This is a genomic window from Streptomyces sp. NPDC048506 (genome assembly GCF_040651315.1).
Classification (GTDB): domain Bacteria; phylum Actinomycetota; class Actinomycetes; order Streptomycetales; family Streptomycetaceae; genus Streptomyces.
Genome location: NZ_JBEZIX010000017.1, coordinates 145,659 through 164,960 on the forward strand (window position 1 = coordinate 145,659; position 19,302 = coordinate 164,960).

21 protein-coding genes are annotated in these 19,302 nt (G+C 72.4%); 13 read left to right on the forward strand and 8 right to left on the reverse strand.

Going from position 1 to position 19,302, the window contains the following annotated elements; translation table 11 throughout:
* The first annotated feature begins 39 nt into the window (after positions 1 to 39).
* Entirely contained in the window at positions 40 to 462 is a 423-nt protein-coding gene (locus tag AB0C96_RS16540; RefSeq protein WP_362917945.1) for a DivIVA domain-containing protein, read from the forward strand.
* On the forward strand, positions 459 to 1,067 hold the full coding sequence (locus AB0C96_RS16545) for a DNA-3-methyladenine glycosylase I (protein WP_362917947.1): 609 nt from the start codon (positions 459 to 461) through the stop codon (positions 1,065 to 1,067). The genes AB0C96_RS16540 and AB0C96_RS16545 overlap by 4 nt, the downstream gene beginning before the upstream one ends.
* A gap of 38 nt (positions 1,068 to 1,105) precedes the next feature.
* On the opposite strand, the gene AB0C96_RS16550 is transcribed toward AB0C96_RS16545, so the two are convergent.
* Positions 1,106 to 1,906, reverse strand: coding sequence for an enoyl-CoA hydratase-related protein (locus AB0C96_RS16550; protein ID WP_362917949.1), 801 nt, complete (start codon positions 1,904 to 1,906; stop codon positions 1,106 to 1,108).
* Between the two features lie 323 nt (positions 1,907 to 2,229).
* Between AB0C96_RS16550 and AB0C96_RS16555 the strand changes: the two genes are divergently transcribed.
* Positions 2,230 to 2,397: a DUF3117 domain-containing protein gene (locus tag AB0C96_RS16555; RefSeq protein WP_003985072.1), complete on the forward strand. Its 168-nt coding sequence runs from the start codon at positions 2,230 to 2,232 to the stop codon at positions 2,395 to 2,397.
* Positions 2,398 to 2,624: 227 nt separating this feature from the next.
* Here AB0C96_RS16555 and AB0C96_RS16560 read toward each other — a convergent pair whose 3' ends face one another.
* Entirely contained in the window at positions 2,625 to 3,308 is a 684-nt protein-coding gene (locus AB0C96_RS16560) for a class I SAM-dependent methyltransferase (protein WP_362917951.1), read from the reverse strand.
* Positions 3,309 to 3,492: 184 nt separating this feature from the next.
* Between AB0C96_RS16560 and sigE the strand changes: the two genes are divergently transcribed.
* The 5 genes from sigE (at position 3,493) to AB0C96_RS16585 (ending at position 8,714) form a co-directional block, all read left to right on the forward strand.
* Positions 3,493 to 4,263: an RNA polymerase sigma factor SigE gene (sigE, locus tag AB0C96_RS16565; RefSeq protein WP_362917989.1), complete on the forward strand. Its 771-nt coding sequence runs from the start codon at positions 3,493 to 3,495 to the stop codon at positions 4,261 to 4,263.
* Positions 4,260 to 5,162 (forward strand): zf-HC2 domain-containing protein, encoded by a 903-nt coding sequence (locus AB0C96_RS16570; protein ID WP_362917953.1) that lies wholly within the window; start codon positions 4,260 to 4,262, stop codon positions 5,160 to 5,162. Before sigE ends, AB0C96_RS16570 begins: the two co-directional genes overlap by 4 nt.
* Positions 5,163 to 5,292: 130 nt before the next feature.
* Positions 5,293 to 7,347, forward strand: a complete 2,055-nt coding sequence (locus AB0C96_RS16575) for a trypsin-like peptidase domain-containing protein (protein WP_362917955.1) — start codon at positions 5,293 to 5,295, stop codon at positions 7,345 to 7,347.
* A 116-nt stretch (positions 7,348 to 7,463) separates the two neighbouring features.
* Positions 7,464 to 7,946: a sec-independent translocase gene (locus AB0C96_RS16580; protein WP_362917957.1), complete on the forward strand. Its 483-nt coding sequence runs from the start codon at positions 7,464 to 7,466 to the stop codon at positions 7,944 to 7,946.
* 120 nt (positions 7,947 to 8,066) lie between these two features.
* Positions 8,067 to 8,714, forward strand: a complete 648-nt coding sequence (locus AB0C96_RS16585; RefSeq protein ID WP_362917959.1) for a hypothetical protein — start codon at positions 8,067 to 8,069, stop codon at positions 8,712 to 8,714.
* Positions 8,715 to 8,844: 130 nt separating this feature from the next.
* Here AB0C96_RS16585 and AB0C96_RS16590 read toward each other — a convergent pair whose 3' ends face one another.
* From AB0C96_RS16590 to AB0C96_RS16600, 3 genes are read right to left on the reverse strand one after another with little or no spacing between them, the layout of a single operon-like run.
* Positions 8,845 to 10,005, reverse strand: coding sequence for an Mrp/NBP35 family ATP-binding protein (locus AB0C96_RS16590; protein WP_362917961.1), 1,161 nt, complete (start codon positions 10,003 to 10,005; stop codon positions 8,845 to 8,847).
* Between the two features lie 43 nt (positions 10,006 to 10,048).
* On the reverse strand, positions 10,049 to 10,630 hold the full coding sequence (locus AB0C96_RS16595; protein WP_362917963.1) for a DUF1003 domain-containing protein: 582 nt from the start codon (positions 10,628 to 10,630) through the stop codon (positions 10,049 to 10,051).
* Entirely contained in the window at positions 10,620 to 11,927 is a 1,308-nt protein-coding gene (locus AB0C96_RS16600; RefSeq protein ID WP_362917965.1) for a CBS domain-containing protein, read from the reverse strand. Before AB0C96_RS16600 ends, AB0C96_RS16595 begins: the two co-directional genes overlap by 11 nt.
* Before the next feature lie 193 nt (positions 11,928 to 12,120).
* Between AB0C96_RS16600 and AB0C96_RS16605 the strand changes: the two genes are divergently transcribed.
* Positions 12,121 to 12,912 (forward strand): hypothetical protein, encoded by a 792-nt coding sequence (locus tag AB0C96_RS16605; protein WP_362917967.1) that lies wholly within the window; start codon positions 12,121 to 12,123, stop codon positions 12,910 to 12,912.
* 22 nt (positions 12,913 to 12,934) lie between these two features.
* Here AB0C96_RS16605 and AB0C96_RS16610 read toward each other — a convergent pair whose 3' ends face one another.
* Both AB0C96_RS16610 and AB0C96_RS16615 read right to left on the reverse strand, forming a co-directional pair.
* Positions 12,935 to 13,474 (reverse strand): hypothetical protein, encoded by a 540-nt coding sequence (locus tag AB0C96_RS16610; RefSeq protein ID WP_362917969.1) that lies wholly within the window; start codon positions 13,472 to 13,474, stop codon positions 12,935 to 12,937.
* Positions 13,475 to 13,621: 147 nt separating this feature from the next.
* A complete protein-coding gene (locus tag AB0C96_RS16615) occupies positions 13,622 to 14,749 on the reverse strand; it encodes a magnesium and cobalt transport protein CorA (RefSeq protein ID WP_362917971.1) in 1,128 nt (375 codons plus the stop codon).
* A 529-nt stretch (positions 14,750 to 15,278) separates the two neighbouring features.
* Between AB0C96_RS16615 and AB0C96_RS16620 the strand changes: the two genes are divergently transcribed.
* The 4 genes from AB0C96_RS16620 (at position 15,279) to AB0C96_RS16635 (ending at position 18,670) form a co-directional block, all read left to right on the forward strand.
* Entirely contained in the window at positions 15,279 to 15,863 is a 585-nt protein-coding gene (locus tag AB0C96_RS16620) for a suppressor of fused domain protein (RefSeq protein ID WP_362917972.1), read from the forward strand.
* Positions 15,864 to 16,307: 444 nt separating this feature from the next.
* Positions 16,308 to 16,946 carry a DUF6758 family protein gene (locus AB0C96_RS16625; protein ID WP_362917973.1) on the forward strand — a complete coding sequence of 213 codons (639 nt, stop codon included), beginning with the start codon at positions 16,308 to 16,310 and terminating at the stop codon, positions 16,944 to 16,946.
* Positions 16,947 to 17,082: 136 nt separating this feature from the next.
* Entirely contained in the window at positions 17,083 to 17,934 is an 852-nt protein-coding gene (locus tag AB0C96_RS16630) for a PHP domain-containing protein (protein WP_362917975.1), read from the forward strand.
* A gap of 130 nt (positions 17,935 to 18,064) precedes the next feature.
* A complete protein-coding gene (locus AB0C96_RS16635; RefSeq protein WP_362917977.1) occupies positions 18,065 to 18,670 on the forward strand; it encodes a MarC family protein in 606 nt (201 codons plus the stop codon).
* 81 nt (positions 18,671 to 18,751) lie between these two features.
* Here AB0C96_RS16635 and AB0C96_RS16640 read toward each other — a convergent pair whose 3' ends face one another.
* Positions 18,752 to 18,904 (reverse strand): hypothetical protein, encoded by a 153-nt coding sequence (locus tag AB0C96_RS16640; protein ID WP_099871903.1) that lies wholly within the window; start codon positions 18,902 to 18,904, stop codon positions 18,752 to 18,754.
* Between the last annotated feature and the right edge of the window lie 398 nt (positions 18,905 to 19,302).

The window sequence follows — 19,302 nt, forward strand, 5'->3', positions numbered from 1 at the left end:
GGCACGATCGGTGCAGGCACATAGTCCGGGGAGTTGGTCGTGTTCTGGTTCTTGCTGATCGCGATGGTCGTGGTGGTGGCCGCGGTCACGCTCGTGGTCGTCGGCGGTGACGGCGGGGGGCTGCGGGATTCCGAGCCGGACCGGCTGTCCGACCCGCTGCCCGAGGACCGCCCGGTGGGCCGCGCCGACGTGGAGGCCGTCCGGCTGCCGGTGGCCGTCCGCGGCTATCGGATGGACGACGTGGACGACGTCCTGGACCGTCTGGGCGCCGAGCTCGCCGAGCGGGACGCCCGGATCGCCGAGCTGGAGGCGGCGCTGGCCGGCGCCCATGCCGCGGCGATGGGCGGCCCGGGGCTGATAGAGGGCGCCGCTGACCGGGACGCACCTCCCGGGGCCACCGGTCCACAGGCCCCCGGAGCCCCCGAATCGTTCCGCACGACGGAAGGCGAGGACCAGTCATGAGCCGGGGTGTGGTGACGGCACCGGACGGTGTCCCGCGCTGTCCGTGGGGGATGGAGTCGGAGCAGATGGCCGACTACCGCACCTACCACGACACCGAATGGGGCCTGCCGGTCCACGGCGACGACGCGCTCTTCGAGCGGATGAGCCTGGAGGCGTTCCAGTCGGGGCTCTCCTGGATCACGATCCTGCGCCGCCGCCCCGGCTTCCGTGCGGCCTTCGCCGGCTTCCGGATCGCGCAGGTGGCGCGGTTCACGGAGGCGGACGCCGAGCTGCTGCTCGCCGACCCCGGCATCATCCGCAACCGCGCCAAGATCGCCGCGACGATCAACAACGCCAAGGTCGCCGCCGAACTGGCCCCGGGCGAGCTGGACGAGCTGATCTGGTCCTACGCCCCGGACCGCGCCGGCCGGGCGGTGCCCCGCACCCTCGGCGACGTACAACCGGTCACCCCGGAGTCGACGGCGCTCGCCAAGGACCTCAAGAAGCGCGGCTTCCGCTTCGTCGGCCCGACCACGGCGTACGCGATGATGCAGGCGTGCGGTCTGGTCAACGACCATCTGGCGGCCTGTCACGTCCGGGCGGCGGTGGAGGCGGCGGCCGGCTGAGCCGGGTGCCGGGGCGCGGGTCCGGCCGCCGGGTCGGGTCAGCGCCCCAGGAAGACCGGCCGCTCCTTCTTCACGAACGCCTCGACCGCGATCCGGTGGTCCTCCGACGCACCGGCCCGCCCCTGCAACTCGTCCTCCTTGCCGAGCGTCTCGGCGAGCGAGTGCCCGGCCCCGTAGGCCAGCGACTCCTTGATCGCGGCGTAGGCGGCGGTCGGGCCCTCGGCCAGCCGGCGGGCGACGGCCGCCGCCTCGTCCGCCAGTTCCTCGGCCGGTACGACCTTGTTGGCGATGCCCAGCTCGTACGCCTCCTGGGCGCTGACGCTGCGCGGGAAGAGCAGCAGGTCGGCGGCCCGGCCGTGGCCGATCAGCCGGGGCAGCGTCCAGGACATCCCGGAGTCGGCGGTCAGCGCGACGCCCGCGAAGGAGGTGTTGAACGACGCCGAGTCGGCGACGACGCGGTAGTCGGCGGCCAGCGCGAAGCCGGCACCGGCGCCCGCGGCGACGCCGTTGACGCCGGCGACCACCGGCTTGGGCATCTCGGTCAGCGCCGTCACGATCGGGTTGTAGTGCTCACGCACGGTGCTCATGGTGTTCCCGGAGCCGTTCGCCCGGTCCGCCGCCAGCAGGCCGATGTGCTCCTTGAGGTCCTGCCCGACGCAGAACGCGCGCCCGGTGGCGGTCAGCAGCACGGCGCGCACGGCCGGGTCGGCCGCGGCCTCCCGCAGGGTGTCCCGCAGCTGGACCTTCGCCTCGATGTTCAGCGCGTTCATCGCGTCGGGGCGGTTGAGTGTGATCGTCGCGAGTCCGTCGGTCACGTCGTAGAGCACGGTGTCGGCCATAGTGGGAGTCCCCTCCGTCGCGGCTCGGACTGCTCGGCAGCGGCAGTCAGCGCTCAGGATGCCGGAGATCAACGACCGTTCGCATGTGACGTACATCAAAGAATGCGGCCGCGTCGGACGTCGGTGGGTGGCGGAGTATCGCAGCCCGCTCCCCGAATTGGGTGGGTTTGAGAGAGCGCGTTGCCGAAGGGATGCTCCCCGATGTTGGTCATCGGGTCGTTCGATGCGGGATAATGGCCTGGAAGCAATGTGTTCGATGCCGGTGACACGTGCCTATTCGGGCCGTCGGCTGAGATGAGCTGGTTTCAGGAAGGGGAACGAGCATGGCGGCCATGAAGCCGCGGACGGGCGACGGCCCGCTCGAGGTGACCAAGGAGGGGCGGGGCATCGTCATGCGCGTTCCGCTCGAAGGCGGCGGACGGCTCGTCGTCGAGCTGACCCCCGACGAGGCCAAGGCCCTGGGTGAGGCCCTGGAGAAGGTCACCGTCTGAAACAACGGTGGAACCGGCGGATCCCCTGGGTTGACGGCCCTCGGTACCCCCAGTCGCACCACCCCGGCCCCGGCAGGCGGCGCGCAGTTGATGCGCGCCGTGTGCCGGGGCCGTTCAGTATGTGTCTGTATGTGGGCTGTATGTGGGTTACATATGGCTGTATCCGCGTCGCGGGCCTGCGTGTGCCACCTGGCCGGCGTCGCCGTGTGGGGCCGCCGGGTCGCGGGTCAGCCGCGCTTGACCGCGCAGAGCAGCCCGTCGCCGACCGGCAGCAGGGACGGCACCAGCGTCGTGCTCTCCCGGATGGCCCGCAGCAGCTCGCGCAGCCGCAGCACCTCGGCCGGCTGCATCGCCGAATCGACCGTACGGCCGTCCGCGAAGACGCCCTCGAAGCAGACCAGGCCCCCGGGGCGCAGCAGACGCAACGATTCGGCGAGGTACTCCAGGCACTCCACCAGGTCGCCGTCGCAGAAGACCAGGTCGTATCCGCCGTCCGCGAGCCGCGGCAGGACGTCCAGGGCCCGTCCGGGGATGAAACGGGCGCGATTCCCGGCGAAGCCGGCCGCGCGGAACGCCTGCTTGGCGAAGGCCTGCCGCTCGGGCTCGCAGTCCACGGTGGTCAGCACCCCGTCGGGCCGCATGCCGTGCAGGAGGTAGATGCCCGACACGCCCGTGCCGGTGCCGATCTCGGCGACCGCCTTGGCGTCCACGGCGGCGGCGAGCAGCCGCAGGGCCGCGCCGGTGCCGGTCGTCACCGTGCGGATGCCGGCCTCCGTCGCGCGGTCGCGGGACCAGCGCAGGGCGGCCTCGGTGGTGCCGTCGATGGTCCCGGCGCCGTACGCCTCGGCGAATGCCAAGCTCGTCTGCCGGTTGCCGGTAATGGCCCTCTCCTGTCCCCGTAGTTGACGCAACCGTGACTGTATCCGCTGTCTGCGGGAACCCGCAGATGGGACCGGGCGTTAAGGAGAGGTAGGGGAAAGACGGGGGGACGCAGTGGTGAAGACCGCGCGAGACGGGAATCAGGGAAATCACAGCCAGAAGCAGGACCAAATGCAGGTCAAAACTGCTTATCCGGAGCTAACGGGCGAGGTGGATATGGTAGGGGCTCTACTGGACACCACCAGAGCCACCAGGGGAGGTGCGGCTGCGGCGGGTGACCGAGGAGTGCTGAGGCGCTTGAAAAGGTCGTTCGCCGAGCCGAAATCCGTGACCAACACCGCTGACCGTTTCCGCACCACCGACTCCGCACCTACCGCGACCTTTGCCGCAGACGCGGATGCGCAGGCGTGGACTCCGCCCACCTGGGAGGAGATCGTCAGCACCCACAGCGCACGGGTCTACCGCCTCGCCTACCGCCTCACCGGCAATCAGCACGACGCCGAGGACCTCACCCAGGAGGTGTTCGTCCGCGTCTTCCGCTCACTGTCGACGTACACCCCCGGCACCTTCGAGGGCTGGCTGCACCGCATCACGACCAACCTCTTCCTGGACATGGTCCGGCGCCGTCAGCGTATCCGCTTCGATGCGCTCGGTGACGACGCCGCCGAGAAGCTCCCCAGCCGTGAGCCCGCGCCGCAGCAGCAGTTCGACGACAGTCACTTCGACGCCGATGTGCAGCAGGCGCTGGACACCCTCGCGCCCGAGTTCCGGGCCGCGGTCGTCCTCTGCGACATCGAGGGCCTGTCGTACGAGGAGATCGCCGCGACGCTCGGCGTCAAGCTCGGTACGGTCCGCAGTCGGATCCACCGCGGCCGTTCCCACCTGCGCAAGGCGCTCAAGCACCGCGCCCCGGCGACGCGCAGCGAGGAGACCCGGCAGCGGCGGTCGCTGGCCGTGGTGCCCACGGGGGAGGTCGGAATCGCGTGAGCCTCAGTGGCGGTCCGTCCCCCGCCGAGCAGCATCTCGGCGACCGCCTCGCGGCCCTGGTCGACGGCGAGTTGGGGCATGACGCGCGCGAGCGGGTGCTCGCGCATCTTGCGACGTGCGGAAAGTGCAAGGCGGAGGCCGACGCCCAGCGTCGGCTGAAGAGCGTGTTCGCCGAGGCGGCGCCCCCCGGGCCCTCCGCGGGGTTCCTGGCACGCCTGCAACAGCTGCCCGGAGGAGACTCCGACGGGCCCGGCAGTCGGCTCGGCAACGGCAGCTTCGGGCGCGGTGAATTCGCCCGGGGCGGCAGCCCGTTCCGCTACGTCCCCTCCGGCAACCACTCCGGCCCTGCGATGCCCGCCGTTCCCCCGCAGTCCCGTCCGCGCGGCTTCCGCGCCCAGGAGGCCGAACGGCCCGCGCAGCGGCGCCGGTTCGCGTTCGCGGCGGCCGGTGCGGTCTCGCTCGCGGCCTTTGCGCTCGGCGGCGCCCTGCCGTTGGAGGCGGCCGTCGATCCGGGCGGTGGGCGTCCCGAGGGCGGCGGCACGGCCGTCACCCCGCTCAGCGTCAGCCCCGCGGCCGACAGCGGTTCGCTGCTCCGCAGCGGGGAGTTCCTGCGGACCGGCAACGCCCGGCAGCGGACGTGGCCGTCGTCCGGCGGCCCGACCCTCGCGCCGGCACCCAGCGCCCTGGCCCTCTACGGTCCCGGCGCCGCGTCGGTGCCGTCCGCGCCGGCAACGGACCAGCCGGCCGGTCGGTTCGGCCTGTCGCCCCTGATAGCCGCGAGCGGCGCCCCGGCGCACCGCAACCCGCCCCCGCTCCCGCCGCTGGAGCCCAAGCGGCCGCTGATCGGCTCCGCGGCCGCCGGCTCCGCTTCCCCGGACACCGCCGCCGCCCGGCGCTGACCGGCCCCTGCGCAGCCCCGCACGGAACTGATTGAATCCCTGTGGGGCGGCGCACCCCTGACCGGGGGACCGGTCAGGTGCCGCGAGGTGGCGGTGGCCCGCGTGTGCGCGGGCGAATTCTGGGGAGAGCATGGACGACGGTAAGGCTGCCGGGGCGAAGCTGAAGTGGTGGAGCCGTCCGGGACACACCCCGGGCACCGGGTCGTCCGCCGAGGCCGGCCCGCAGGCGATGCCGTCCGCAGACGGCTCGGCGGACCCGGCACAGGCCGATGCGTCCGACGCCTCCGGGATATCCGGGGCGCAGGAGCCGGCGGACTGGGTCGTGCGGCCGCCGGAGGCAGCGGCGGCCGAAGCGGCCGATGCAGCGGAGGAGTTGGCGCCGGCTGCCCCCGCGGCCCCGGCGCCGTCGGTGTCCGCGGAGACGCCCAGCGCGCCGCCGCAGCGCCAGCAGCCGCTGCACCCCGAGGACCCGTACGGCACGCCTCCGTACGGCGGCCCCGGGCCGTGGGCGCCCGCGCCGCCCGTGCAACGCCCGGTGGCCACCCCCGCGCACGGCACCGTGCTCCCTCCCCCGGCTACCGCCGGGATGTACCCCCAGCCCGCCGGGCCGATGCCGCCGTACGGTGCTTCGCCGCCGGCCGCGGGTTATCCGAGCGCGCCGCAGTCCCCGCCGCCCGCCGTGCCGCAGGGCACGGACGGCAGCGGGATCGCCGCGTCGTCCCCCCTGCCGCCGGCCACCGCCGACGGCGCGCCGACCGGCCCGACCGGCCCGACCGGTGAGCAGCCGCACCCGGCCCGCCCGGCCGAGTCCACGCACCCCGCACCCGCCGCCGAACCGGCCGTTCCCGTGCAGCCGCAGCCGCAGCCGCAGCCGCAGCCGCAGCCGCAGCCGCAGCCGCAGCCGCAGCCGCAGCCGCAGCCGCAGCCGCAGCCGCAGCCGCAGCCCGGTGTACCGGGTGGCCGGGGGCCCGATCCGGTGCCGGCCGGCCACGGCGCCTGGCAGCAGTACGACCCCTGGAGCGCGCCCCTACAGGGCGGCCCGTCCGTACCGCCGCCGCCCGGCGCCGGGCGGCGCAGTCGGCGTGGGCTGCTGGCCGTCGGCGCGGTGGCGCTCGCGCTGATCGCCGGCGGGGTCGGCGGCGGGGTCGGCGCGTATGTGGAGCGCTACGGCGGGATCAACGACATCAAGCTGCCGCAGGCGGCCGGTGACGAGGGCGGCCGCAAGCCCGACAGCGTCGCCGGGATCGCGCAGGCCGCGCTGCCCGGGGTGGTCACGATCCACGTCCGGGGCAACGCCGAGCAGGGCACCGGCACCGGCTTCGTCCTCGACCGGCAGGGCCACATCCTCACCAACAACCACGTAGTGGAGCCGGCCGGGAGCGGCGGCGAGATATCCGTGACGTTCAGCGGCGGACAGACGGCCAAGGCCAAGGTCGTCGGGCAGGACGGGGGCTACGACCTCGCCGTCGTCCAGGTCGAGGGCGTCACGGGGCTCCGGCCGCTCACGCTCGGGAACTCCGACTCGGTGCAGGTCGGCGACCCGGTCGTGGCGATCGGCGCGCCGTACGACCTCGCCAACACCGTCACCTCCGGCATCATCAGCGCCAAGCAGCGCCCGATCACCGCCGGCGGCAAGAAGGGCGACGGCAGCGACATCTCCTACGTGGACGCGCTCCAGACCGATGCGCCCATCAACCCGGGCAACTCCGGTGGGCCGCTGGTGGACGCCAGGGCACGGGTGATCGGCATCAACAGCGCCATCCGCGCGGCCGACAGCGCCGGCGGCCTGGACGGCGGTGGCCAGGGCGGCAGCATAGGGCTGGGCTTCGCGATCCCGATCAACCAGGCCAAGCGGGTGGCGGAGGAGCTGATCAACACGGGCCGGGCGACCCACCCGGTGATCGGCGTCACGCTGGAGATGGAGTACGCCGGGGACGGCGCGCGGGTCGGCCGGCACAGCAAGGACGGCAAGGCGCCGGTCACCCCTGACGGCCCGGGCGCCAAGGCCGGGATCCGGGCCGGCGATGTGATCACCCAGGTGGACGGTGCCGCGGTGCACAGCGGCGAGGAGCTGATCGTGAAGATCCGCAGCCACCGGCCGGGTGACACGCTGATGCTGACGCTCCAGAGGGGTGGCAAGGAGCAGTCCGTACGGCTCAGGCTGGGTTCCTCCACGACGGGCTGATCGTTTGCACGGTGTTGGCACGGGCGACTCCCGTCGGACGTGCGGAGCCAGGTACCGTGATAGTCGGCCTGGCCCATAGGCTTACGAAGGCCGCGGATGACCCAAGGAGCTGCACGGTGTTCTTCGACATAGGACCACTCGAGCTGGTAGCGATCGTGGTCCTCGCCGTGTTCGTCTTCGGCCCGGACAAGCTCCCCAAGGTCATCCAGGACGTCATGGGCGTCATCCGGAAGATCCGGGAGTTCTCCGACAGCGCCAAGGAAGACATTCGCAGCGAGCTGGGCCCCGAGTTCAAGGACTTCGAGTTCGAGGACCTCAAGCCCAAGAACTTCGTCCGCAAGCACGTCCTGGAGAAGGACGAGTACGGCCTCAAGGAGCTCGCCGAGATCCGCAACGGCTTCGATCTGAAGCAGGAGATGGCCGAGGTCACGGACGCCGTGCACGGCCGCGGGAGCGGTTCGTCCGCCACGCACTCCAACGGCTCAGGCCTGAGTCTGTCCAAGGAGTCCCCGGCCGCAGGCGGCCGCCCGGACATGCTCAAGAAGCCCGGAAACACGGGGCCGGACGAGCGTCCGCCGTTCGACGCCGACGCTACCTGACACACTCCGGTATGCCCGGGCTGTGTTGACCCCTATAGCTATGCTCCGGGTGTCCGGGGTTTGGTCGCCTGAGGGGGGCGGGCCGCCCACGACGCAGGGCAACAAGGAGGCTCCGCACAGATGGAGACGACGAGTCGGACAGCGGATCACGAGGCGACCACCACGGCCGGCCGGAAGGTCGACGGCTACCTGCTGGCAGCGTTCCCGTGGTACGGGCTCGATGAGGCATTCACCGGTCCGCGCTGGCTGATGCAGGTCGGCGCGGCCGCGGACGGAACGGTCGAGCACGGCGCCACCGGGCATGGTGAGGAGCCCACCATCAAGGTGGAGTCGCCGCAGGACGAGCGGTTCGCGGTGGTGGTGACGGTCGCCAGCCGCCCCGTGCGGCGCAGCGCCGACGGCACCGGCGTCCTGGAGGCCACCTCGGTCTCCACGGCCGCCTGGCTCGCCGGCTCGGGGCTGCTCGCCCACACCTGGCCGACCCAGATGGACCGCTCGCTGCGCCAGGACTGGCTCGACCAGCAGACGATGCTCGCCTGGGAGCTGGCCGACGACCTCGGGGGCGGGAGCTGGAGCGAGCTGATGCTGCCGGTGGACGGGGTGCCGACCTCGTTCGCCTACCGCGAGTCCGAGTACGGCTGGGTGCTGGCGGGCTCGGCGAGCGAGGGCGCCGAGGACGGCGTGCACATCGGTGCGTACGGCCGCGGGATGAGCGCCTACGGGCTCGGCTTCTCGGTCATCAAGGAGATCGCCACGTACCGGGGCTGACCAGCGCGTACGGAGGCCCGGCGCGCCGGCGGACGGCAGAGGGGGCGGGTCCTGGGGACCCGCCCCCTCGCACGCATCAACGGGCATCAGGAAGCCCCCCGGGCTCCGTACGAGCCAGGGCGCGCGACCGCTAGAACTTGTTGCGCGGGGTGATCCCCAGCGACATGCCCGCCAGCCCCCGCTGGCGGCCGCCCAGCTTGCCGGCGATGGCGCGGATCGCCGAGCCGGCCGGGGAGTCCGGGTCGGTCAGCACGACCGGCTTGCCCTCGTCGCCGCCCTCACGGAGCCGGACGTCGATCGGGATGGCGCCGAGCACCGGCACCTGCGTACCGGTCGTCTTCGTCAGGCCCTCGGCCACCCGCTCGCCGCCGCCGGTGCCGAAGACGTCGACCATCTCGTCGCAGTGCGGGCAGGGCAGGCCGGACATGTTCTCGACCACGCCGACGATCTTCTGGTGGGTCTGCACCGCGATCGAACCGGCCCGCTCGGCGACCTCGGCGGCCGCCTGCTGCGGGGTGGTGACGACGAGGATCTCGGCGTTCGGGACGAGCTGCGCCACCGAGATGGCGATGTCGCCGGTGCCCGGGGGCAGGTCCAGCAGGAGGACGTCCAGGTCGCCCCAGTAGACGTCGGCGAGGAACTGCTGGAGGGCGCGGTGCAGCATCGGGCCGCGCCAGACGACCGGGGCGTTGCCCGGGGTGAACATGCCGATCGAGATGACCTTCACGCCATTGGCCGACGGCGGCATGATCATGTTCTCGACCTGGGTGGGGCGGCCGTCCGCACCGAGCATCCGGGGCACCGAGTGGCCGTAGATGTCGGCGTCCACGACACCGACCTTCAGCCCGTCGGCGGCCATCGCCGCGGCCAGGTTGACCGTCACCGACGACTTGCCGACGCCGCCCTTGCCGGAGGCCACGGCGTAGACCCGGGTCAGCGAGCCGGGCTTGGCGAACGGCACCTCGCGCTCGGCGGTGCCGCCGCGCAGCGACGTCGCCAGCTCCTTGCGCTGCTCGTCGCTCATCACTTCCAGGTCGACCCGGACGCCGGTCACGCCCTCGACCCCGGCGACCGCGTCGCGCACGGAGTTGGTGATCGTCTCGCGCATCGGGCATCCGGAGACGGTGAGGTAGACCACGACCGCCACCGCGCCGTCCGCCGCGATGTCCACCGATTTGACCATCCCCAGTTCGGTGATGGGGCGGTGGATCTCGGGGTCGTTCACCGTCGAGAGTGCGGCGCGGATCGCGTCCTCGCTCGGGGCGGGGCCTGTGGGCATGTCGGTAGCCATGCCCCGATGGTACGGCGCGTGAGGGTGCCTCCGGAAAGTCCCGTCAGCGGTCGCGTTCGTCACTCTCCGCCTCGATCAGCTGCCGCAGCTCCAGGTCCCGCAGCAGGTCCTGGAGCTCGTCGCGGATCCAGTCCCGGGTGGCCACCTCGCCCAGGCCCATCCGCAGCGCCGCGATCTCCCGGGTCAGGTACTCGGTGTCGGCGATGGAGCGCTCGTTCTGCTTGCGGTCCTGTTCCTGGGTGACCCGGTCCCGGTCCGACTGGCGGTTCTGCGCCAGCAGGATCAGCGGCGCCGCGTACGAGGCCTGGAGGGACAGCGCCAGGGTCAGGAAGATGAAGGGGTACTCGTCGAACCGCAGCCGGGCCGGCGCGGCGATGTTCCAGATCACCCAGAGGATGATGGTGACGGTCATCCAGGCGATGAACCGCCAGGTCCCCAGGAAACGGGCGATCCGCTCCGACAGCCGTCCGAACGCCTCCGGGTCGTACTGCGGCACGAACGTACGGCGGGGCGTGCGCGGCAGGTCCAGGCGTACCCGCGCTCGGTCGGCGGCGACGCTCCGCCGCACCGCCGAGGCACCGTTCGCCCGGGTACGTTCCCGGCCCTCCCGCTCGTCAGCGCCCATCCGCGGCCTCCCCCAGGTGCCCGGCGCCGGTCAGCCCGGGCGTCCCTTCGCCGTGCAGCTCGGCCTCCCGCCAGTCGTCCGGCAGAAGGTGGTCCAGGACGTCGTCGACGGTGACCGCGCCCAGCAGCGCACCGCTGTCGTCGACGACCGGCGCGGCGACCATGTTGTACGCGGCGAGGTAGCTGGTCAGCTCCGGCAGCGCGGTGTCCGGCGGCAGCGGCGGCAGGTCGGTGTCGGCGATCGAGCTGACGAGGGTGAACGGCGGGTCGCGCAGCAGCCGTTGGAAGTGCACCAGGCCCAGGTACTTGCCGGTCGGGGTCTCGTCCGGCGGCCGGCAGACGTAGACCTGGGCGGCGAGCGCGGGGGAGAGGTCCGGGTCGCGGACCCGGGCCAGCGCCTCCGCGACGGTCGCGCCCGGGCGCAGCACGATCGGATCGGTGGTCATCAGCCCGCCCGCCGTGCGCTCCTCGTACGACATCAGCCGCCGCACGTCCGCGGCCTCCTCCGGCCGCATCAGTGCCAGCAGCCGCTCCTTCTCCTCCTCCGGCAGCTCGGAGAGCAGGTCGGCGGCGTCGTCCGGGTTCATCGCCTCCAGGACGTCGGCGGCCCGCTCCTCCTTGAGCTTGCCGAGGATCTCGATCTGGTCGTCCTCCGGCAGCTCTTCCAGGACGTCGGCGAGCCGGTCGTCGTCGAGTGCCGCGGCGACCTCGGAGCGCCGCTTCGCGGAGAGATGGTGCAGTACGCCGGCGAGGTCGGCCGGGCGCAGCTGCTCGAAGGTGGCCAGCAGGCTCGCCGCGCCCTGCCCGTGCTCCTCCAGGGAGAAGCCGGTCACCGCCGACCACTCCACGGTCCGCACCTCGCCCTTGCGGCGCAGCGCCCCGCCCTTCCCCTTCCGTACGAAGACCTTGTCGATCTCCCAGTCGCGGCGGGCGGGCAGCTGGGTGATGCCGATGTCGAGGACGGTGACCTCCTCGCCGGACTCCACCATCCGCACCCGCCGGTCGAGCAGTTCACCGAGCACCAGGGTCTCCGACGCCCGCTGTTCGAAGCGCCGCATGTTGATCACGCCGGTGATGACGATCTGGCCGGACTCGATGCCGGTCACCCGGGTCATGGGCACGAAGATCCGGCGCCGGCTGATCACCTCGACGACCAGCCCGAGCAGCCGCGGCGGCCGGGCGGCGACCCGGAGCAGCGCGACGAGGTCCCGCAGCCGGCCGACCTGGTCGCCGTTGGGGTCGAAGACGGCGCTGCCGGAGAGGTGGGAGACGAAGACCCGGGGAGTCACCACTGCCATGCAGAGCGCCGCCCTTCTCCCGTCGCCGGAAATACGGCATCAATTCGGGTTCAGGCTAACCCGCCCGGGTCCGTGCCGCCCTGGGGAGAGCGGCCGTAGGGTGACCGCCCACGCACCCGGTCGGGACCCGGTGCGTGGCAGGTACGCTGCCGTACGGCTGTCGAGGTCACCCGCATCAGGAGGCAGAGCCGACGTGAGCGCAATCCCCCCCGGGGCCGGCCCCCGACCCCTGGCCGGGTCCCGCCGTACGGGCCGGTTCGCGCTGGTGGGGGCGTCCTGCGTGGCCCTGGCCGCGGCGCTGGCGGGCTGCGCGGGCGAGGACCCGGACGCCGGGACCAACGGGGTGGGAAAGCTGCCGCCGGCCACGATCGAGGCCAAGGCGCGGGCCGCGGCCGAGCACGCGGACACGGTGCACCTCTCCGGCAACGTGGTCAGCCAGGGTCGCACGTACAAGCTCGACATGAGCCTGGCCGAGGACGGCGCCAGGGGCGAGCTGACCACCAAGGCCGCCGGCTTCCAGCTGCTGCGGGTGGGCCATGCGCTCTACCTGAAGGCCGACGCCGCCTTCTGGGCCGGCGAGCAGGGCGGCTCGTCCGGCGGGCAGGGCGGTCACGACCCCGCCGCGGCGCAGAAGCTCGGCGGCAAGTACGTGAAGGTGCCCGCCACCGACCCGGTCTACAAGCGCTTCAGCGGTTTCACCGACAAGGACACCCTGCTCGCCAGCCTGCTCGGGCTGCACGGCAAACTGACGGCCGGTGACCGCGGCACCGTCGACGGCACCCGCACCGTCCGGCTGACCGCCGGCGCCGGCTCCGGCGGCACCCTGGACGTCTCGCTGGAGGGCACGCCCTACCCGCTGCGGTTGCAGCGCGCCGGCGACGCGGGAGTGGTCCGGCTCGCCGACTGGGGCAAGGACGTGGACCTTAAGGTCCCGGCCAAGGACCAGGTCGTGGACTACGGAAGCAAGATCTCCGGCGCCGGCTGAGCATTGCGGGCGACGCCCGCGGTCAGCCCTTGCGGCCCCGGCGCAGCAGCTTGGGCAGCGCCGCCGGGATCGGCCGCCGGGTGATCGCGGCGGACGCCAGCGGCGGTGCGGCGTGCGAACCCTCCGGCATCCGGCCGGGGCGCTGGACGGCCTCGTCGGCGGCCGGCTCCAGGCGCAGGACCCGGCACTCGCGCGCCCAACGCTCGGCGAGGGTGTCCGCGTCCGGTGCGTTGAGCCGCTTGCCCTTCAGCTCCTCGACCGCGGCCCGCCAGGCCTCGCTCTCCGGCGCCGGCTCGACCACCCTGGCCTGCCAGGCGACCAGCCGGCCGCCCTTGTCCTTGCTGCGCACGGTGACCGTCGCCGGGCCGCCGTCGGTCAGTCCGAGGTCGGCCAGCGGCTGCTCGCCGGGGCCGCCCACGAGACAGGCGGCGCCGTCGTGCCAGACGTGCCACAGCGCACGGGCGGGGCCCGTTGCCCCACGCACCCAGATGAGGCCGGACTTCTTCGTGGCCTCCTCGATGAGCGCCCGATCCTGTAGGGCCTGCGACACGGTCTCCGTCATACGGCTCAGCCTAATGGGCCCGGCCGCGGCTCCCCGGGCCCGCCCAGGAGGTGGGACGGCGGTGCCTCACAGCCACCCGTTGCGCTTGCTGTGTCTTCCCGGAGGGCAACCCCCGGACCCCCGGCCGGAAGCGGCAGGCGGCCGCCGTCACAGCCACCCGTTGCGCTTGAAGCCGCGGTGGATGCCGAAACAGATCGCGACCGTGACGATCAGCACCGCCGGATAGCCGTACTTCCACTTCAGCTCCGGCATGTAGGTGAAGTTCATGCCGTAGATCCCGGCGATCATGGTCGGTACCGCGAAGATCGCCGCCCAGGCCGTGATCTTGCGCATGTCCTCGTTCTGCGCGACCGCCGCCTGCGACAGGTTGGCCTGGAGGATCGAGTTGAGCAGGTCGTCGAAGGACAGCACCTGCTCGTTGACCCGCGCCAGGTGGTCGGCGACGTCCCGGAAGTACTTCTGGATGTCGGAGTCGACCAGCCGCATCGGCCGCTCGCTCAGCAGCTGCATCGGCCGCAGCAGCGGCGACACCGCACGCTTGAACTCCAGTACCTCGCGCTTGAGTTGGTAGATCCGCCCGGCGTCGCCGCCCTTCGCGGAGCCCTTGGTGCCGTTGCCCTTGCCGTTGGTGCCCGAGCTGAAGACGTCGATCTCCACCTCGTCGATGTCGTCCTGCACCGCATTGGCCACCGCCATATAGCCGTCGACGACCTGGTCGGCGATGGCGTGCAGAACCGCGGACGGCCCCTTGGCCAGCAACTCCGGGTCGTCCTGGAGCCGGTGCCGCAGCGCCCGCAGCGAGCCCTGGCCGCCGTGCCGCACGGTCACGATGAAGTCCCGGCCCGTGAAGCACATCACCTCGCCGGTCTCCACCACCTCGCTGGTCGCGGTCAGCTCGGCGTGCTCGACGTAGTGGACGGTCTTGAAGACGGTGAACAGCGTCTCGTCGTACCGCTCCAGCTTGGGCCGCTGGTGGGCGTGCACGGCGTCCTCGACGGCGAGCGGGTGCAGCCCGAACTCCTTGGCGATACCGGCGAATTCGGCCTCGGTCGGCTCGTGCAGCCCGATCCAGGCGAAGCCGCCGTCCGCCCGTACCTGGGCCATCGCCTCGGCCGGGGTGACGTGCTCGCTCATCCGGCGGCCCTCGCGGTAGACGCCGCAGTCGACGATGGCGCTGTTCGCGCAGACCGGGGTGGCGCTCTGGTGGTGGTACGAGGGGGCGTCGCGACGCCGGGACGGGCGGACGGCGGCGCGCAGGTCGCGGATCATCGACATGGCAGGCTCCTTCACGGGCCGGCCGTCAGCTGTGGGCGCGGGGCGCAACGCTGCCCGGAACGCAGGCGTACAAGCGTCGTTGACTGTACGTCCGCGGGGTCCCGCCGCGCGGCGGCGGGCGGGGAGGGCGGGCAGAGCGTGGTGCGGAACAGCGACGGCAGTTCGCAGAGACACGGAAAAAAAGAGTCGAAGGCGCTCTTCCGTCATCTACATCCGGCGCAAAGGCGCTTCCTTGGTTTCGCCGCGCGGCGGCGGGGTACGGAAGCTCTCGGATCAGGAGATGCGATGCGCGAGGGGGATGGCGGGAGAACTATCGGTACTGCACGGTCGACTCGGATCCACCGCAGCCCCACCTCCTCCGGCCGGTCCCCGCTGGGGGACGACGTCATTCCCTGACCAGACGGCAAGGCTATCAGCCGTCTGATGCGATAAGGCGCCGCTTTGCCTGTTCGATACGAACGGCTGACGCGCTCCGGGGCAGCTCTTTGAGGGTGACGGGCGGTCGAGGGGCTGGCCATATGCTCGCGGCATGTCTGACGTTCTTGAGCTGGTCGAAGCCCGGCTGCGTACGAGCCTGGGCGAGCCGGACGCGCGCGCCGCGGTCACCTTCCTCGGGACCGAGCGCATCGAGGTGCTCCGTTTCGTGGACGACGATGTGGTGCGCTACGCCACGCTCGGGATGTCCGCGCAGCCGATGGCCGACCCCACGGCCGTGCTGGCCGACCCGCTGCGGGGCCCGCGCGCCGAACTCGTGCTCTCGGTACGGGCCGGCCGCGCGGACACCGACAAGGTCCTGCGACCGCTCGCCGTGCTCGCCGCGTCGCCGCAGGTCGAAGGGGTGATCGTGGCCCCCGGGGCCTCGCTGGACGTGGGCGAACCACTGTGGCCGGGCGCGGCGTTCACCTCGGTGCTGGTCGCCGAGTCGGGCGGCCTGATCGAGGACCTGGAACTCGATGAGCCGAGGGATCCGGTGCGCTTCCTCCCGCTGTTGCCGATGACGCCCAACGAGGCCGCCTGGAAGCGGGTGCACGGCGCCGACGCCCTCCAGGAGCGCTGGTTGCAGCACGGTACGGACCTGCGCGACCCGCTGCGCACGGGCGTACCGCTGTCGTGAAGCACCGCGCGTCACCCGGCTCCGCCGGCCGGTTCGCCAAGTGGCGTTCACCACACCGGACTTGACGGGGCGTTCCTCCTGAGCGCGCAGCCCCGCGAGCCCTTGGAGGTACGCCGTCGCCGAGGTGGCCGCGACACCGGTCGTTCAGCACGTACCGCTCGCCGCGGCCGGACCGTCGACCGCTCCGCTGCTTCCGCGTGCGGCCACGTCGTACCGGCTCACACCCCCCCCGTGAGCACCGGCGATCCCTAGCCCGTTCGCCCGCTCGCGGGGGAGTCCACCGAGAGGTCGGTACGTGTGCGGGCGCGGAGTCGCGGACGGCCTCGATCACCCGTCACCCGAACGGGTGGTCGAGCGGTGCGGTGGGTGCGCGGTCCTCAGGGCCCACACCGGTCGGGTGATCGTCCTTGACGCGACGGCGGGGCTGGAGGACCGTTGGTCCTTATGAGGGGCGAACCCAGTTGCCCGAAGTGCGGAGGCCGGGTGCGGGCGCCCGGTCTCTTCTCCGACACCTGGCAGTGCGCCGTGCACGGCACCGTGCACCCGCTCCAGCCGGTCGTCCCGCCGAGCGTCGAGGCGCTCGGCGTCGTCGTGCACCGCGCGCAGGTGCCCGTGTGGATGCCCTGGCCGCTCCCGGTCGGCTGGCTCTTCACGGGCGTGGCGTGCGCCGGCGACGACCGCAGCGGTGGCCGGGCGACCGCGGTGGCCTGCTCGGGCCCCGGACCACTGGGCGGCCCCGGTGAACTCCTGCTGATCGCCGAGGAACTGGGCGTCGGACTGGGCGCGCGCTACGCCGGCATAGACGGCCCGGACCCCGGCCCCCACATGTGCGTGGACAAAGCGCCGCAGGCCAAGGTGCTCGCCGCCGGTCGCCCCACCCCCCTCTGGCACGTCGCCGGCGCCCCCGCGGACCGCGCGGTCTTCGCCGGTGAGGCGCGCGGGCTGTGGCTGTGGGCGATCGCCTGGCCCGAGCAGTCCGGGATGCTGATGTACGACGAGCTGGTGCTGACGGATCTGCGCGAGGCGGGCGCCGAGGTGGACCTGCTGCCGTGCGGGGCGCTCTCGCCGCGGATCTTGAGCTGACCGTCCGCGATCGCCGTGGGCGGGTGCCGTCCGCCCGCCCGGTATCCTGCTGGGGTCCCCTTACGGTGTGCCCGTGCCCGGCGTCCGCCCGGAGCGGGTTCCCGAGTCCGTCCCGCAGCAGTCTGGAGTCCGTGTCGTGCGCATCGACCTGCACACCCACTCCACGGCGTCCGACGGTACGGACACCCCCGCCGAGCTGGTGCGGAACGCCGCCGCGGCCGGACTGGACGTGGTCGCGCTGACCGACCACGACACCGTCGCCGGCCACGCCGAGGCGCGCGCCGCGCGGCCCGAGGGGCTGACGTTGGTCACCGGCGCGGAGCTCTCCTGCCGGATCGACGGGGTGAGCCTCCATATGCTCGCCTACCTCTTCGACCCCGAGGAGCCCGAACTCGCCCGCGAGCGGGAGCTGGTGCGCGACGACCGGGTGCCGCGCGCCCAGGGCATGATCGCCAAGCTGCGCGACCTGGGCATGCCGGTCACCTGGGAGCAGGTCGCCGGGATCGCCGGGGACGGCGCCGTGGGCCGGCCGCACATCGCCACCGCCCTCATGGAGCTGGGCGTGGTCCGGTCCGTCGACGAGGCCTTCACCACGCTGCTCTCCAGCGACGGCCCGGCGTACGTCGAGAAGCACGAGCTCGACCCGTTCGACGCGATCCGGCTGGTCAAGAGCGCGGGCGGGGTCACCGTCATGGCGCACCCGCTGGCCGTCAAGCGCGGCCGCTGCGTACCGGAGAGCGCGATGGCCGAGCTGGCCGCGGCCGGCATGGACGGCATCGAGGTCGACCACATGGACCACGACGCTCCGACCCGTGCGCGGCTGCGCTCCATGGCCGCCGACCTCGGCCTGCTGACCACCGGTTCCAGCGACTACCACGGCAGCCGCAAGACCTGCCGGCTCGGCGAGTACACCACCGACCCCGAGATCTACGGCGAGATCGTGCGCCGTGCGACCGGCGCCTTCCCCGTACCCGGCACGGGCGGCTGAGGGCAGCCCGTCCCCTCTCTCTTCCCCTTCCCCGTCCGGGCCCGCGCACCGCGCCGGCCCCTGTGGGCCCGCATAACCGCACCGGCCCGCCCGTCTGCTCGTCCGTACCACCACTTGCAAGGCCACCACCGTGTTCGACGTCGCCGTCTTCAGTACCCTTTTCGTCACCCTCTTCGTGATCATGGATCCCCCGGGGATCACTCCGATCTTCCTCGCCCTGACCTCCGGCCGGCCGGCCAAGGTGCAGCGCCGCATGGCCTGGCAGGCGGCCACCGTGGCCTTCTGCGTGATCGCCGTCTTCGGTCTCTTCGGCCGGCAGATCCTCGGCCGGCTGCACATCTCGACGCCGGCCCTGATGATCGCGGGCGGACTGCTGCTCCTGCTCGTCGCGCTGGACCTGCTGACCGGCAAGTCGGAGGAGCCGACCCAGACCAAGGACGTCAATGTGGCGCTGGTGCCGCTCGGCATGCCGCTGCTGGCCGGGCCGGGTGCGATCGTGTCGGTGATCCTCGCGGTGCAGCACGCGCACGGGTTCGCGGACCAGGTCTCCGTCTGGGCGGCGATCGTGGCGATCCACGTCGTGCTGTACCTGGTGATGCGCTTCTCGCTGGTGATCATCCGTCTGATCAAGGACGGCGGAGTGGTCCTGGTGACGCGGCTGGCGGGCATGATGCTCTCCGCGCTCGCCGTGCAGCAGATCATCAACGGCGTGCTCCAGGTGATCCAGGCAGCCTGACCCCGCCCCGAAACGCCGCGGCGCCCCCGTACGTACACGTTGTACGGGGGCGCCGCGGAGTCGTGGCTACGGGCGTCGGTGTTACCGGGCGGCGGTGTCGGCCGGGCGGATGTAGATGCGCTGGCCTATGGCGGCGGCCTGCTGCACGATCCGGTTGACGGAGGCGGCGTCCACGACGGTGCTGTCCACGGCGGTGCCGTCGACGTCGTCCAGGCGCATGATCTCGAAGCGCATACCGGCTTCTCCCTTCGTCTGATCCTCCTGCGGAGAACTGAATGGTGTGGATTGCGCGGCTTCGCTGCCGGGCGCTCCGTAGGGGTACAACGGGGCGCAGGGTGCAATCATTCCCTACGCTAAAGAAAATTTTCGCCCCCCTAAGAAAACGCTTAGCGCTTGGCTTGGCTTCCCACGTTGTCGGCCGTCCCGCCGTGGCCTGGCGGCCGGCGTTCTCCCCACGTTGTTGGCTTTGTCGCCGTGGCGCCTGCGGCGGGCGGTGCCGCTGCGCGGGGCTGTCGGGTGCGGTGACGGTCCTCCGGGGCCTGGTGTGTGGACTGCTTCGCTTTACGTCCACACACCAGGCCCCTCCGGCCCGTCCCCTCCCGTGGGTGGGAAGGAAGGAGACCGGTGGGGGT

What these genes read in the sequence shown, in the direction of transcription:
- AB0C96_RS16545 (WP_362917947.1), top strand. Translation starts at nt 459, where the DNA reads ATGAGCCGGGGTGTGGTGACGGCACCGGACGGTGTCCCGCGCTGTCCG.
- AB0C96_RS16550 (WP_362917949.1), bottom strand. Translation starts at nt 1,906, where the DNA reads ATGGCCGACACCGTGCTCTACGACGTGACCGACGGACTCGCGACGATC.
- AB0C96_RS16555 (WP_003985072.1), top strand. Translation starts at nt 2,230, where the DNA reads ATGGCGGCCATGAAGCCGCGGACGGGCGACGGCCCGCTCGAGGTGACC.
- sigE (WP_362917989.1), top strand. Translation starts at nt 3,493, where the DNA reads ATGGTAGGGGCTCTACTGGACACCACCAGAGCCACCAGGGGAGGTGCG.
- AB0C96_RS16575 (WP_362917955.1), top strand. Translation starts at nt 5,293, where the DNA reads ATGGACGACGGTAAGGCTGCCGGGGCGAAGCTGAAGTGGTGGAGCCGT.
- AB0C96_RS16585 (WP_362917959.1), top strand. Translation starts at nt 8,067, where the DNA reads ATGGAGACGACGAGTCGGACAGCGGATCACGAGGCGACCACCACGGCC.
- AB0C96_RS16590 (WP_362917961.1), bottom strand. Translation starts at nt 10,005, where the DNA reads ATGGCTACCGACATGCCCACAGGCCCCGCCCCGAGCGAGGACGCGATC.
- AB0C96_RS16595 (WP_362917963.1), bottom strand. Translation starts at nt 10,630, where the DNA reads ATGGGCGCTGACGAGCGGGAGGGCCGGGAACGTACCCGGGCGAACGGT.
- AB0C96_RS16600 (WP_362917965.1), bottom strand. Translation starts at nt 11,927, where the DNA reads ATGGCAGTGGTGACTCCCCGGGTCTTCGTCTCCCACCTCTCCGGCAGC.
- AB0C96_RS16610 (WP_362917969.1), bottom strand. Translation starts at nt 13,474, where the DNA reads ATGACGGAGACCGTGTCGCAGGCCCTACAGGATCGGGCGCTCATCGAG.
- AB0C96_RS16615 (WP_362917971.1), bottom strand. Translation starts at nt 14,749, where the DNA reads ATGTCGATGATCCGCGACCTGCGCGCCGCCGTCCGCCCGTCCCGGCGT.
- AB0C96_RS16620 (WP_362917972.1), top strand. Translation starts at nt 15,279, where the DNA reads ATGTCTGACGTTCTTGAGCTGGTCGAAGCCCGGCTGCGTACGAGCCTG.
- AB0C96_RS16625 (WP_362917973.1), top strand. Translation starts at nt 16,308, where the DNA reads ATGAGGGGCGAACCCAGTTGCCCGAAGTGCGGAGGCCGGGTGCGGGCG.
- AB0C96_RS16640 (WP_099871903.1), bottom strand. Translation starts at nt 18,904, where the DNA reads ATGCGCTTCGAGATCATGCGCCTGGACGACGTCGACGGCACCGCCGTG.